Raw genomic sequence first — 12,923 nt, 5'->3', positions numbered from 1 at the left:
GTTCGGCGTCACCTGGCTCGAACTCGTCGCTCCCGATCCCGCATCCACCACCACCCTCCTGATCGCCCTCACCGGATACACCGCCCTCCACCTGCTGCTCGCCGCCCGCTTCGGTGAGCGGTGGTTCGCCGACGCCGACGCCTTCGAGGCCTACTCCGACCTCCTGGCCCGGCTCTCCCCGCTCGGCCGCCGCGGCGACGGCCGCCTGGTCCTGCGCAACCCCTTCCACGGACTCGACGCGACGCCCGAGCGGCCCGGACTCGTCGCCACCGTCTGCGTCCTGCTCGGCTCCACCGCCTACGACGGCTACTCCGACAACCCCGCCTGGATCAACGCCATTCAGACCTCCCCCCTCGGCCGCACCCCCGCGGCCACGCTCGGACTGCTCGCTTCCATCGCCCTCGTCGCCACCCTCTACTGCCTGTGCGCGGCGGCCACCCGCCTCGTCAGCGGCCCGCACCCCCGCCCGCTGACGGCCTTCGCGCACTCACTCGTACCGATCGCCCTCGGCTATCTCGTCGCCCATTACTTCTCCCTCCTGGTGACCGAAGGACCACGCACAGTCATCATGGCACTCGGCACTGACAACGCCCCCGATCCCAGTCCCCCCTTGGGTCCCGGCGGCCTGGCCGCCCTCCAGGTGATCGCCGTCGTCACCGGGCACGTACTCGGTGTGATCGCCGCGCACGACCGCTCCGTACGCCTCTTCCCGCCCGCCAGGGCCGTGGCCGGGCAGCTGCCGCTGCTCGCGCTGATGGTCACGTACACCCTCGGCGGCCTCACCCTCCTGCTGAACTGAGGAGCGGCCGCCAGGGCCGCTGGACCCACACGCCAGGAGCGGCATGATGGACCCCGTGCCTCCCGCCCACCCCCTGCGCCGGACCCCGGTCCAGCAGCGCAGCGCCGACCGCCTCGCCCGGATCCTCGACGCCTGCGCCGAACTCCTCGACGAGACCGGCTACGAGAACCTCAGCACCCGCGCCGTCGCCCTGCGCGCCGGAGTGCCCATCGGGTCCGTCTACCGCTTCTTCGGAAACAAGCGGGCCATGGCCGTCGCCCTCGCCCACCGCAACCTGGACCGCTACGCCGACGGCATCCAGGAGCGCCTCGCCCTCCTCCCGGCCACCCATTGGCGGCCCGTCGTGGACGCGGTCCTCGACGAGTACCTGGCCATGAAGCGCAGCGTCCCCGGCTTCGCCCTCGTCGACTTCGGCGTGCCCGCGCCGCCCGCCGACGGGCCGGCGGCCGACCCCAACCACCAGGTCGCCCAGCGCCTGACCCGGCTGCTGTGCGGCCACCTCGGGCTCACCCCCGACGCCACCCTGGAGCGGGCGGTCCTGGTCGCCGTCGAGGCCACCGACGCGCTCGTCCAGCTGGCCTTCCGGTCCGACCCCGCGGGGGACCCCGCGATCGTCGCCGAGACGCGGGCGATGATGCACGCCTACCTGGCGCGGGTGCTGGACTGACCGGCCCTGGGTGCGGCGGCCCGTGCGACCCCCTCCCCTCCGTGCCTACCGGTCGGTATGCTCGGGGCGCCCCGTGTGCCCGCGCCGCCGCCTGCCGCCCCTGGAGGGCCCATGCCCCGCACCGCCCCGCGCATCTGCCCGCTCTGCGAAGCCACTTGCGGCCTCACCCTCACCATCGAGGGAACCACCGTCACCGGCGCCCGGGGCGACCGCGACGACGTCTTCAGCCGAGGCTTCGTCTGCCCCAAGGGGGCCGCCTTCGGCGCGCTCGACGCGGACCCCGACCGGCTGCGCACCCCCCTCGTCCGCCGCGACGGACAACTGCGCGAGGCCACCTGGGAAGAGGCCTACGACACCATCGCCGCCGCCGTCCCCGCCCTGCTCCGGGAGCACGGTCCGCAGTCCGCGGGCGTCGTCCTCGGCAACCCGAACGTCCACACCATGGCCGGCGCCCTCTACCCGCCGCTGCTGGTGGGCGCCCTCGGCACCCGCAACCTCTTCACCGCCAGCACCCTCGACCAGATGCCCAAACACGTCTCCAGCGGGCTGCTCTTCGGCGACCCCTTCGCCATCCCGGTGCCCGACCTCGACCGCACCGACTTCCTGCTGCTCCTCGGCGCCAACCCGGTCGAATCCAACGGCTCCCTGTGCACCGCCCCCGACTTCCCCGGCCGGCTCAAGGCGCTGCGGGCACGCGGCGGCACCCTCGTGGTCGTCGACCCGCGCCGTACGCGCACCGCCCGGCTCGCCGACCGGCACCTCGCGCCCCGCCCCGGCAGCGACGCCCTGCTGCTCGCCGCGCTCGCGCACACCCTGCTCACCGAGAAGCTCACGGCTCCCGGCGCGCTCGCGGAACACACCGAGGGGCTCGGGGAACTCGCCGACGCTCTCGAGCGTTTCACTCCTGAGGCCGTCGCCCCCGCCTGCGACCTCACGGCCGACGAGATCCGCCGCCTCGCCCGCGAGCTCGCGGCCGCGCCCACCGCCGCCGTCTACGGGCGGATCGGCAGCTGCACCGTCGAGTACGGCACGCTCGCCAGCTGGCTGGTCGACGTGCTGAACATCCTCACCGGCAACCTCGACCGGCCGGGCGGAGCCCTGTTCCCGCTCGCGGCGGCCGGCCCGCGCCCCCGCCCCGCCGGGCCCGGGCGGGGGTTCGCGCTCGGCCGCTGGCACAGCCGGGTCAGCGCTCACCCCGAGGCCAAGAGCGAACTGCCCATCGCCGCACTGGCCGAGGAGATCGAAACCCCGGGCGAAGGGCGCGTCCGCGTCCTGATCGCCATCGCCGCCAACCCGGTGCTGTCCGCCCCCGACGGCCACCGGCTCGACGCCGCCCTGGCCGGGCTCGACTTCATGGTCAGCGTCGACCCGTACCTCAACGAGACCTCCCGCCACGCCCACGTCGTCCTGCCCCCGCCGCCCCCGTCCCAGAGCGCGCACCACGACTTCGCCTTCAACGGCTTCGCCGTCCGCAACCAGGTCCGCTACACCAGGGCGGCCATCCCCCTGGAAGCCGGCCGGCTCGACGAATGCGAGATCCACGCACGCCTCGTCCTGGCCGTCTCCGGCGCGCACGGCACCGCCGAGCCGTCCGCCGTCGACGAGTCGGCCGTCCAGGGCGCCCTCGCCAGGGAGACCGCCGACCGCCGCTCCACGCTCCACGGCGCGGACACCGCCCGCCTCGCCGCGCTCCTCACGGGCGAGAACGGCCCCGAGCGGCGCCTCGACCTGATGCTCCGGCTCGGGCCCTACGGGGACATGTTCGACCCCGCCGGGCAGCCGGACGGGCTCAGCCTCGAGAGGCTCCTCGCCCACCCGCACGGCATCGACCTGGGCCCGCTGCGGCCCCGGCTCCCGGGCGTGCTCCGCACCCGCAGCGGCAGGATCGAGCTGCTCCCGGACCCGATCACGGCCGAGCTCCCCAGGCTGCGCGCGGCGCTCGCCGACCGCCCCGCCGCCCTGGTGCTCGTGGGCCGCCGCCACCTGCGGTCCAACAACAGCTGGCTGCACAACGTCCCGGCCCTCACCGGAGGTTCCAACCGCTGCACCCTCCAGGTCCACCCGCGCGACGCGGAGCGGCTCGGTCTGACCGACGGCGGCCGGGCCCGCGTCACCGCCGACGGCGGCAGCCTGGACGTGCCCGTCGAGGTCACCGAAACCATCCGCACCGGGGTGGTCAGCCTCCCGCACGGCTGGGGCCACGACCGGGCCGGCACCCGCCTCACGGTGGCCGGAGCCGCGCCGGGAGCCAACGTCAACCAGCTCCTCGACGGCACCCGGCTTGACCCGCTCTCCGGCACGGCGGTGCTCAACGGCTTCCCCGTAGAGCTTGCACCCCTGCCCTGAGCTGGGGTTTTGCTCGTATTGCTCACGCGCCGACGTCTTGTTGGCGTAAGTGCGCGGCACCTACGTTCCCTGCATGCTGACCTTCCTCGGCTTCGCCATGATCGCCACCTTCCTGGTGCTGATCATGCTGAAGAAAATGTCGCCCATCGCGGCGCTCGTCCTCATTCCCGCGCTCTTCTGCGTGTTCGCCGGAAAGGGCGCGCACCTGGGGGACTACGTCATCGACGGCGTCGGCAAGCTCGCCCCGACCGCCGCCATGCTGATGTTCGCCATCGTCTACTTCGGCGTGATGATCGACGTCGGCCTGTTCGACCCGATCGTCCGGGGCATCCTGCGCTTCTGCAAGGCGGACCCCATGCGGGTCGTGGTCGGCACGGCCGTACTGGCCGCGATCGTCTCGCTCGACGGGGACGGCTCGACCACCTTCATGATCACCGTCTCGGCCATGTACCCGCTGTACAAGCGGCTCGGCCTGAGCCTGGTGGTCATGACGGGCGTCGCCGCGACCGCCAACGGCGTGATGAACACCCTGCCCTGGGGCGGTCCCACCGCCCGGGCCGCCACCGCGCTCAAGCTGGACGCGGCCGACATCTTCGTCCCGATGATCCCCGCCCTCGCGGCCGGGCTGCTCGCCGTCTTCGTCCTGGCGTACGTCCTGGGCCTCAGGGAGCGCCGCCGCGTCGGTTCCCTGGTGCTGCCCGGCGAGGAGATCGAGCAGGAGGCCCTGGTGGCCGCCGGTTCGGGAGCGGGGGCGTCGGGCGGGAAGGCCGGCGCCGGGACCGAGGCCGGCGTGCGGGGTTCCGGCTCCGAGGGTGGTGCGGGGTCCGACAGCGGCTCCGCCCCCGGCGCCGCGACCGCCACCGCGCCCGAGGAGGGGGACGGCTTCCAGGGCCTCGACCCCGACCGGCCGACCCTGCGCCCCCGCCTCTACTGGTTCAACGCGGGCCTGACCGTCGCCCTGCTCACCGCGATGATCATGGAGCTGCTGCCGATCCCGGTGCTGTTCCTGCTCGGCGCCGCCCTCGCGCTCACCGTGAACTTCCCCCACATGCCCGACCAGAAGGCCCGGATCGCCGCCCACGCGGACAACGTCCTCAACGTCGCCGGCATGGTCTTCGCGGCCGCCGTCTTCACCGGCGTCCTCAGCGGTACGGGCATGGTCAAGCACATGGCCGACTGGCTGGTCGGCGCCATCCCCGAGGGCATGGGGCCGCACATGGCCCTCGTCACCGGCCTGCTCAGCCTGCCGCTGACCTACTTCATGTCGAACGACGGCTTCTACTTCGGCGTCTTGCCGGTCCTCGCCGAGGCGGGCGCCGCCCACGGGGTCTCCCCGCTGGAGATCGCCCGCGCCTCCCTGGTCGGCCAGGCCCTGCACATGTCGAGCCCGCTGGTTCCGGCCGTCTACGTCCTCGTCGGCATGGCCCGGGTCGAGTTCGGCGACCACACCCGGTTCACCGTGAAATGGGCGGCCCTCACCTCCCTCGTCGTCCTCGCGGCGGGGATGCTTTTCGGCATCATCTGATCCCGGCGGCCCCTGGCGCCCCGAAAACTACCGACGCTAGTTTGTAGGCTGTCGGCGACGTCAGGTCTACAGGTCTACGCGCTCGTGCGTGCTCGGGAGGAATGCCATGAAGGCCCACGACGGGATGTACATCGGCGGGGAGTGGCGGCCCGCCGCCGGAACCGACCGGATCGAGGTCGTCAACCCGGCCGACGAGCAGGTCATCGCCAGCGTCCCGGCCGGCGGCGCCGAGGACGTGGACGCGGCCGTACGCGCGGCCCGCGCGGCCCTCCCCGGCTGGGCGGCCACGGCTCCGGCCGAGCGGGCCGCCCTCATCGGAGCCCTGCGCGACGTCCTGGTGACCCGCAAGGGCGAGATCGCCGAGACCATCACCGCCGAACTCGGCGCCACCCTCGGCTTCTCGGAGGCCGTCCACGTCGGCGCGCCGATCGCCGTGGCCTCCTCCTACGCCGAACTCGGGGCCTCGTACGCCTTCGAGGAGCGGATCGGGAACTCCACCGTGTTCCAGGAGCCGGTCGGCGTGGTCGGGGCCATCACGCCCTGGAACTATCCCCTGCACCAGGTCGTTGCCAAGGTGGCACCCGCTCTCGCCGCCGGCTGCACCCTCGTCCTCAAGCCGGCCGAGGACACCCCGCTGACCGCACAGCTCTTCGCCGAAGCCGTGCACGAGGCGGGCATCCCGGCCGGAGTCTTCAACCTGGTGACCGGCACCGGCCCGGTCGCCGGCCAGGCGCTGGCCGAGCACGGGGGAGTCGACCTCGTCTCCTTCACCGGCTCGACCGTCGTCGGCAAGAAGATCGGCGCCATCGCCGGCGCCGCCGTCAAGCGCGTCGCCCTCGAGCTCGGCGGCAAGTCGGCGAACGTCATCCTGCCCGGGGCCGATCTGGCCAAGGCCGTCGCGGCGGGCGTCGCCGACGTCATGAGCAACTCCGGCCAGAGCTGCAACGCGCTCACCCGCATGCTCGTCCAGCGGGACCAGTACGAGGAGGCCGTGTCCCTCGCGGCCGCCGCCGTCGCCAAGTACCCCACCGGCGACCCCCGCGATCCGGGCACCCGCCTCGGCCCGGTGATCAACGCCAAACAGCGCGCCCGCGTGCGCGCGTACATCGACAAGGGCGTCGAGGAAGGCGCGCGCCTCGTCGCGGGCGGGCCCGACTCCCCGCACGAGCACGGGTACTTCATCACCCCGACCGTGTTCGCGGACGTCACCCCCGAGATGACCATCGCGCAGGAGGAGATCTTCGGCCCCGTGCTGGCGATCCTCCCGTACGAGGACGAGGACGACGCCCTGCGCATCGCGAACGGCACCGTCTACGGCCTGGGCGGCGCCGTCTGGGCGGCGGACGAGGCGACGGCCGTGGCGTTCGCCCGCCGCATGGACACCGGCCAGGTGGACATCAACGGCGGCCGCTTCAACGTGCTCGCGCCCTTCGGCGGCTACAAGCAGTCGGGCGTGGGCCGCGAGCTGGGCCCGCACGGGCTGGGGGAGTACCTCCAGACCAAGTCCCTGCAGTTCTGAGCGGACCCGCCAGCCCCGCCAGCCCCGCCAGCCCCGCCAGTCCGGCCTGCTCCGTCAGCCAGTCAGGCCAGCCAGCCCCGTCCGTCACACCCGCCACGCCCGCCCCGAAGACACGGAGACGACGACCATGGTCCGCGCCGCCATCCTGCCCGCCGTCGGAGCCCCGTTGGAGATACGGGACATCGTGCTGCCCGAACCCGGCCCCGGGCAGGTCCGGGTGCGGCTCGCCGCGGCCGGGGTCTGCCACTCCGACCTCTCCCTCACCAACGGCACCATGCGGGTTCCCGTCCCCGCCGTCCTGGGCCACGAGGGCTCGGGGACGGTCCTGTCCGTCGGCGAGGGGGTCACCCACGTCGCGCCGGGCGACGGCGTGGTGCTCAACTGGGCCCCCTCCTGCGGGGAGTGCCACCACTGCCGGATCGGGGAGGTCTGGCTCTGCGCCAAGGCCCTGGCCGGGGTGGGCGCGGTCTACGCGCATGACGCCGAGGGCACCGAGCTGCACCCCGGGCTCAACGTCGCCGCCTTCGCCGAGGAGACCGTCGTCGCGGCGAACTGCGTGCTGCCCGCGCCCGCCGGGGTCCCGCTGGCCGAGGCCGCCCTGCTCGGGTGCGCGGTCCTCACCGGGTACGGCGCCGTCCACCACAGCGCCCAGGTCCGCCCGGGCGAGTCGGTGGCCGTGTTCGGGGTCGGCGGGGTCGGCCTGGCCGCCCTCCAGGCCGCCCGGATCGCCCAGGCGGGCCCGGTCGTGGCCGTCGACGTCTCCCCGGCGAAGGAGGAGCTGGCCCGCGCGGCCGGGGCCACCGACTTCGTGCTCGCCTCCGAGACCACGGCCAAGCAGATCCGCGCGCTCACCGGCGGCCAGGGCGCGGACGTGGCCGTCGAGTGCGTGGGCCGGGCGGAGACCATCCGCGCGGCCTGGGACTCCACCCGCAGGGGCGGCCGCACCACGGTCGTCGGCATCGGCGGCAAGGAGCAGCAGGTCACCTTCCACGCGCTGGAGATCTTCCACTTCGCCCGTACCCTCACCGGCTGCGTCTACGGCAACAGCGACCCGGCCCGCGACCTCCCGGTGATCGCCGACCACGTACGGGCGGGCCGTCTCGACCTCGGCTCGCTCGTCACCGACCGCATCACCCTCGACGGCATCCCGGCCGCCTTCGACGCGATGCTCGCGGGCAAGGGCGGCCGCTCCCTGGTCGTCTTCTGACCGGCCCGGCCGGCTCCCTTTCCGCGCGGCCCGAAGGGGCTACGCGGAAGGGAGCCGGCCGGTCTGCTCCGAGGGCTCCCGCAGGGCCTCGTACTGGAGGTTCAGGCCGTCCAGGAGGGCCGTCAGGCCCGTCTCGAAGGCGCCCTCGTCCACCTCGCGCCGACGCTCCGCCAGCAGGTGGGCCCGGCCCAGGTGCGGGTAGTCCACCGGGTCGTACGCCGCCTCGTCGTCCACGAAACCCCGGGCGAATGAGGCCACCGCCGAGCCCAGGATGAAGTACCGCATCAGGGCGCCGATCCGCGTCGCGTGGGCCGGTGGCCACCCCGCCGCCGTCATCGCCCCGAACACCGCGTCCGCCAGCCGCAGCCCCGCCGGGCGCCGCCCCGGCCCCCGCGCCAGCACCGGCACGATGTTCGGGTGGTCCGACAGGGCGTCCCGGTAGGAGTGGGCCCAGGCGTGCAGGGCCGTCCGCCAGTCCGAGCCGCCGTCGAACATCGACAGGTCGACCCGCGCGCTCACCGCGTCCGCCACCGCCTCCAGGATCGCGTCCTTGGTCCGGAAGTGGTTGTACAGCGAGGGCCCGCTGACGCCGAGCGCGGCCGCGAGCCGCCGCGTCGACACCGCCTCCAGCCCCTCCGCGTCCACCAGCGCGCCGGCGGCTTCGACGATGCGGTCCCGGCTGAGGAGGGGCTTGCGCGGTCTGGCCATGCGCCACATAGTAGGCCCTGCCCCGCCATAAACTACCGGTGCTAGTTAACGGCCCCGGCACCCGCTACCGCGCCCCATCCGGAGGCCCCGTGAACCTGGAGCTCAGCGAGGAGCAGGAGGCCGTGCGCCGCCTCGCCCGCGCGTTCACCGAGCGCGAGATCGTCCCGTACGCCGCCGACTGGGACCGTGCCGAGAGCGTCGACCGGTCCCTCGTGAAGAAGCTCGGCGACCTGGGCTTCCTCGGTCTGACCGTCCCCGAGGAGTACGGCGGCTCCGGCGGCGACCACCTCTCCTACGCGCTCGTCACCGAGGAACTGGGCCGCGGCGACTCCGCCGTGCGCGGCATCGTCTCCGTCTCCCTCGGCCTGGTCGCCAAGAGCGTCGCCGCCTGGGGCACCGAGGAGCAGAAGCGCGCCTGGCTGCCCCGGCTGTGCTCCGGCGAGGCCCTCGGCTGCTTCGGCCTGACCGAGCCCGGCACCGGCTCGGACGCCGCGAACCTCTCGACCCGCGCCGTGCGCGACGGGGACGCGTACGTCGTCAGCGGCGGCAAGATGTTCATCACCAACGGCACCTGGGCCGACGTGGTCCTCCTCTTCGCCCGCACCGGCGGCGAACCCGGCCACCGCGGGATCTCCGCCTTCCTCGTCCCCGCCGACACCCCCGGCCTGACCCGCCGCGAGATCCACGGCAAACTCGGGCTGCGCGGCCAGGCCACCGCCGAGCTCACCTTCGACGGCGTCCGCGTGCCCGCCTCCGCGATGCTCGGACCCGAGGGCAAGGGCTTCTCCGTCGCCATGTCGGCCCTGGCCAAGGGCCGGATGTCGGTGGCCGCCGGCTGCGTCGGCATCGCCCAGGCGGCGCTGGACGCCGCCGTCTCGTACGCGGCCCAGCGCGAGCAGTTCGGCAAGCCGATCGCCCACCACCAGCTGGTCCAGGAGCTGATCGCCGACATCTCCGTCGACGTGGACGCGGCCCGCCTGCTGACCTGGCGCGTCGCCGACCTCATCGACCGCGGCCTGCCCTTCGCCACCGAGTCCTCCACGGCGAAGCTCTTCGCCTCCGAGGCCGCGGTGCGCGCCGCGGGCAACGCCCTCCAGGTCCACGGCGGCTACGGCTACATCGACGAGTACCCGGCCGGGAAGCTGCTGCGCGACGCCCGCGTGATGACCCTCTACGAGGGCACCAGCCAGATCCAGAAGCTGCTGATCGGCCGCGCCCGCACGGGGGTCTCCGCCTTCTGAACCGGCGTCCCGCCCGGCGCGGCCGAGCCCGGCAGCGCTAAGCGCTTGCTCACCCTCCGGTAGGCTGTCGCTTCCTGTCACGGCGAAGAGGGTGAGCGAGCGATGGACAGCGCGGCGGAGACCGGCGGCTACCAGCCGTGGTCGGAGGTCACCCCCGACGCCGCGCGGCGGCTGCTCGTGGCGGCCGTCGACGCCTTCGCCGAGCGCGGCTACCACGCGACCACCACCCGCGACATCGCAGGCCGCGCCGGCATGAGCCCGGCCGCGCTCTACATCCACTACAAGACCAAGGAAGAGCTGCTCCACCGGATCAGCCGCCTCGGCCACGACAAGGCGCTGGAGATCCTGGAGACCGCGGCCGCCGGACCCGGGGCCGCCGCCGAACGGCTCGACGCGGCCGTCCGGTCCTTCGTGGGCTGGCACGCCGCGCACCACACCACCGCGCGCGTGGTCCAGTACGAGCTCGACGCGCTCGCGCCCGAGCACCGCGGCGAGATCGTGGCCCTGCGCCGCCAGAGCGACGCCGCCGTGCGCCGCATCATCACCGAGGGCGTCCGGGCGGGGGAGTTCGACGTCCCCGACGTCCCCGGAACCACCCTCGCCGTGCTGTCCCTGTGCATCGACGTGGCCCGCTGGTTCAACGTCACCGGCCCCCGCACGCCCGACGAGGTCGGCGCCCTCTACGCCGACCTCGTACTCCGCATGGTGGGCGCGCGCCCGCTTCGGAAGTAGTCCGGAAGCGGTTCAGAAGTAGTAGCGGGACACCGACTGCGCCACGCACACCGGCTTCTCGCCGCCCTCGCGCTCGACCGTCACCGTCGCCGCGACCTGCACGCCCTCGCCCACCTCGGTGACCGCCGTGATCACGGCGGTGGCCCGCAGCCTGCAGCCGACCGGCACCGGAGCCGGGAAACGGACCTTGTCCGTCCCGTAGTTGATGCCCATCCGCATGCCCTCGACCCGCATGATCTGCGGGACCAGGCTGGGCAGCAGCGACAGCGTCAGATAGCCGTGCGCGATCGTGGAACCGAAGGGTCCGGTGGCGGCCCGCTCCGGGTCCACGTGGATCCACTGGTGGTCGCCGGTCGCGTCCGCGAACAGGTCGATCCGCTTCTGGTCCACCTCCAGCCACCCGCTCGGGCCGAGCGGCTCGCCGATGCCGGCGCGCAGCTCCTCGGCGGAGGTGAAGATCCTCGGTTCGGCCATGCCCTGCCCCTGTCTCGCTCGGCGAATAAGCGTTTGCTCAGCATGCTGGGGCCGCATGCGTCTGTCAACGCGCCTCCGACTAGGCTCGTCGGTGTGCCGCAGATTCCCGAAAACGTCCACGAACTCACGGTCGGCCAGCTCTCCGCGCGCAGCGGGGCAGCCGTCTCCGCGCTCCACTTCTACGAGACCAAGGGCCTGATCAGCAGCCGTCGCACCTCCGGCAACCAGCGCCGCTACGCCCGTGAGGCGCTGCGCCGGGTCGCCTTCGTGCGTGCCGCCCAGCGCGTGGGGATCCCGCTCGCCGACATCCGTGAGGCGCTGGCCTCGCTGCCGGAGGAGCGCACCCCGACCCGCGAGGACTGGGCGCGGCTGTCGGAGAACTGGCGCGGCGAGCTCGACGAGCGGATCCGCCAACTCAACGACCTGCGCGACCGGTTGTCGGACTGCATCGGCTGCGGCTGCCTCTCCCTGAAGAAGTGCGGGCTGTACAACCCGGACGACGCCTTCGGCGCACGCCTCAGCAGCGGCTCGCGGCTGTCGCAGTAGCGGCGGCCCCGTCGCCCCGCAGGTCCCGGGCGGCCGCGACCAGTTCGGCATTGGAGCGCGCCGCCTGCCCGTCGGGCAGGTGCAGTACGTCCCCCACGCCGATCCGCGCCCCCGCACCGCACCGCGCGGCCAGCCGCAGCACCGGCCAGGCGGCCGCGTCCCGCCCGTACAGCAGGACCGGCACCGGCGGCAGCCAGCGCAGCCCCGCCACCAGCGCGGGGTCCGCCTCCGCCAGCTCCGCCACCAGCCGGACCCGGCCGTGGTCCGGCGCGGCCCACTCCAGGAACCGGGCCAGCGGCTCCGGCCCGGCCCCGCCGCCCAGCGGGACCACGGCGTCCACCGCCACCCCGCGCGCCAGCAGGGCCTGCCCCAGCCGCCCGGCCCCGGGCTCCGCGAACCGCACCTGCGCCCGGTCCGGCAGCACCGTCCAGGACCGCACCCGCTCCCGCCGCCCCTCGGGGTCCGGCTCGGCATCGACGCCCGCCGGAACCGAAAGAGGTACGCGGACCCCCGCGCCGCGCATCTCCTCCAGCAACGGCCCGACCACCCGGGGCGAGAGGCTCTCCCGCCCGCACGGGGTCCGCGGGTGGACCAGCACCTCCCCGGCCCCGGCGGCGACGGCCGCCACCGCCGACTCCGCCAGGTCCTGAGGGGACATCGGCACCGCACCCCCCTCGGCGGCACCACGCGAACCGTTCAGCACCACCTGGAGCACCGGGGCGGAGCCACCCCAACCGCCGTGCCCGTTCATCCCAGGGGCGTCGGCCCCGCTCACGCCGCGCCCGCCGACGCCGGGTGGACCGCGACCGAGCGGACCGCCGTCGGATGCGCCAGGACGGCGCCCGCCAACACCTCGTCCGCCAGCGCCGGTCTCGGCACCACGATCCCGCAGCCCCCGCACACCGGCCCGTCCCACGCCCACGCCCCGGCCCAGGCCCCGTGCCCCGCGAGCGGCGTCGGCCACCGCAGTTCCCGCTCCCCGCACACCGGGCACGCCGTCCCCGGCTCCGACTCCAGCGCCGTCACCAGCCGCCGCAGCACCTCGCCCAGCGTCCCCTCCGGCCGCACACCGGGATCGACGCACCGCACCACCGCGTCCCCGCTGCCGCCCCAGGCCCACTCCGGCCGCCGCACCCCGTCGTGCTTCTCCCGTCTGCGC

General features: G+C 74.2%; 11 protein-coding genes and 2 pseudogenes. 9 read left to right on the top strand and 4 right to left on the bottom strand.

The genetic code is table 11. The annotated features are described in order from the left end of the window. The 6 genes and pseudogenes from ACFV0Q_RS28345 to ACFV0Q_RS28320 form a co-directional block, all read left to right on the top strand. Window positions 1–799 (top strand): annotated as a pseudogene (locus ACFV0Q_RS28345) (hypothetical protein); the annotation flags it as partial. A 46-nt stretch (window positions 800–845) separates the two neighbouring features. Then, a complete protein-coding gene (locus ACFV0Q_RS28340; RefSeq protein ID WP_385009197.1) occupies window positions 846–1,466 on the top strand; it encodes a TetR/AcrR family transcriptional regulator in 621 nt (206 codons plus the stop codon). A 111-nt stretch (window positions 1,467–1,577) separates the two neighbouring features. Next, complete coding sequence (locus tag ACFV0Q_RS28335; RefSeq protein WP_385009196.1) at window positions 1,578–3,812, top strand: molybdopterin-dependent oxidoreductase; 2,235 nt, start codon at window positions 1,578–1,580, stop codon at window positions 3,810–3,812. Between the two features lie 73 nt (window positions 3,813–3,885). Beyond that, window positions 3,886–5,337 (top strand): CitMHS family transporter, encoded by a 1,452-nt coding sequence (locus ACFV0Q_RS28330; RefSeq protein ID WP_385009195.1) that lies wholly within the window; start codon window positions 3,886–3,888, stop codon window positions 5,335–5,337. Window positions 5,338–5,443: 106 nt separating this feature from the next. Continuing rightward, window positions 5,444–6,856, top strand: coding sequence for an aldehyde dehydrogenase family protein (locus ACFV0Q_RS28325; RefSeq protein ID WP_385009194.1), 1,413 nt, complete (start codon window positions 5,444–5,446; stop codon window positions 6,854–6,856). Between the two features lie 127 nt (window positions 6,857–6,983). Continuing rightward, window positions 6,984–8,063 (top strand): Zn-dependent alcohol dehydrogenase, encoded by a 1,080-nt coding sequence (locus ACFV0Q_RS28320; protein ID WP_385009193.1) that lies wholly within the window; start codon window positions 6,984–6,986, stop codon window positions 8,061–8,063. A gap of 39 nt (window positions 8,064–8,102) precedes the next feature. Here ACFV0Q_RS28320 and ACFV0Q_RS28315 read toward each other — a convergent pair whose 3' ends face one another. Then, window positions 8,103–8,771, bottom strand: coding sequence for a TetR/AcrR family transcriptional regulator (locus ACFV0Q_RS28315; RefSeq protein WP_385009192.1), 669 nt, complete (start codon window positions 8,769–8,771; stop codon window positions 8,103–8,105). Window positions 8,772–8,860: 89 nt separating this feature from the next. On the opposite strand from ACFV0Q_RS28315, the gene ACFV0Q_RS28310 reads away from it, so the two are divergent. Both ACFV0Q_RS28310 and ACFV0Q_RS28305 read left to right on the top strand, forming a co-directional pair. After that, entirely contained in the window at window positions 8,861–10,012 is a 1,152-nt protein-coding gene (locus ACFV0Q_RS28310; protein WP_385009191.1) for an acyl-CoA dehydrogenase family protein, read from the top strand. 102 nt (window positions 10,013–10,114) lie between these two features. Further along, complete coding sequence (locus tag ACFV0Q_RS28305) at window positions 10,115–10,744, top strand: TetR/AcrR family transcriptional regulator (protein ID WP_385009190.1); 630 nt, start codon at window positions 10,115–10,117, stop codon at window positions 10,742–10,744. Between the two features lie 12 nt (window positions 10,745–10,756). Here the strand turns inward: ACFV0Q_RS28305 and ACFV0Q_RS28300 are convergent, their stop codons facing one another. After that, entirely contained in the window at window positions 10,757–11,218 is a 462-nt protein-coding gene (locus ACFV0Q_RS28300) for a MaoC family dehydratase (RefSeq protein ID WP_385009189.1), read from the bottom strand. 93 nt (window positions 11,219–11,311) lie between these two features. On the opposite strand from ACFV0Q_RS28300, the gene soxR reads away from it, so the two are divergent. After that, the gene (gene soxR / locus ACFV0Q_RS28295; RefSeq protein ID WP_385009188.1) at window positions 11,312–11,764 is read left to right on the top strand and encodes a redox-sensitive transcriptional activator SoxR; all 453 of its coding nucleotides are present in this window, start codon (window positions 11,312–11,314) and stop codon (window positions 11,762–11,764) included. On the opposite strand, the gene ACFV0Q_RS28290 is transcribed toward soxR, so the two are convergent. Together ACFV0Q_RS28290 and ACFV0Q_RS28285 are read right to left on the bottom strand one after the other, a co-directional pair. Continuing rightward, on the bottom strand, window positions 11,736–12,515 hold the full coding sequence (locus ACFV0Q_RS28290; protein ID WP_385009187.1) for a 3-keto-5-aminohexanoate cleavage protein: 780 nt from the start codon (window positions 12,513–12,515) through the stop codon (window positions 11,736–11,738). The genes soxR and ACFV0Q_RS28290 overlap by 29 nt on opposite strands. 20 nt (window positions 12,516–12,535) lie before the next feature. Continuing rightward, window positions 12,536–12,923: pseudogene (locus ACFV0Q_RS28285) on the bottom strand (hypothetical protein); the annotation flags it as partial.

It is taken from the genome of Streptomyces sp. NPDC059564, assembly GCF_042735575.1.
Lineage (GTDB): Bacteria > Actinomycetota > Actinomycetes > Streptomycetales > Streptomycetaceae > Streptomyces.
Note: the sequence above shows the minus strand (reverse complement) of the source record. Positions and strands in the feature narration are given on the sequence as shown.

Coding starts and splice junctions, on each gene's coding strand:
- ACFV0Q_RS28325 (WP_385009194.1), top strand. CDS start 5,444: ATGAAGGCCCACGACGGGATGTACATCGGCGGGGAGTGGCGGCCCGCC.
- ACFV0Q_RS28290 (WP_385009187.1), bottom strand. CDS start 12,515: ATGAACGGGCACGGCGGTTGGGGTGGCTCCGCCCCGGTGCTCCAGGTG.
- ACFV0Q_RS28335 (WP_385009196.1), top strand. CDS start 1,578: ATGCCCCGCACCGCCCCGCGCATCTGCCCGCTCTGCGAAGCCACTTGC.
- ACFV0Q_RS28340 (WP_385009197.1), top strand. CDS start 846: ATGGACCCCGTGCCTCCCGCCCACCCCCTGCGCCGGACCCCGGTCCAG.
- ACFV0Q_RS28315 (WP_385009192.1), bottom strand. CDS start 8,771: ATGGCCAGACCGCGCAAGCCCCTCCTCAGCCGGGACCGCATCGTCGAA.
- ACFV0Q_RS28320 (WP_385009193.1), top strand. CDS start 6,984: ATGGTCCGCGCCGCCATCCTGCCCGCCGTCGGAGCCCCGTTGGAGATA.
- ACFV0Q_RS28305 (WP_385009190.1), top strand. CDS start 10,115: ATGGACAGCGCGGCGGAGACCGGCGGCTACCAGCCGTGGTCGGAGGTC.
- ACFV0Q_RS28330 (WP_385009195.1), top strand. CDS start 3,886: ATGCTGACCTTCCTCGGCTTCGCCATGATCGCCACCTTCCTGGTGCTG.
- ACFV0Q_RS28300 (WP_385009189.1), bottom strand. CDS start 11,218: ATGGCCGAACCGAGGATCTTCACCTCCGCCGAGGAGCTGCGCGCCGGC.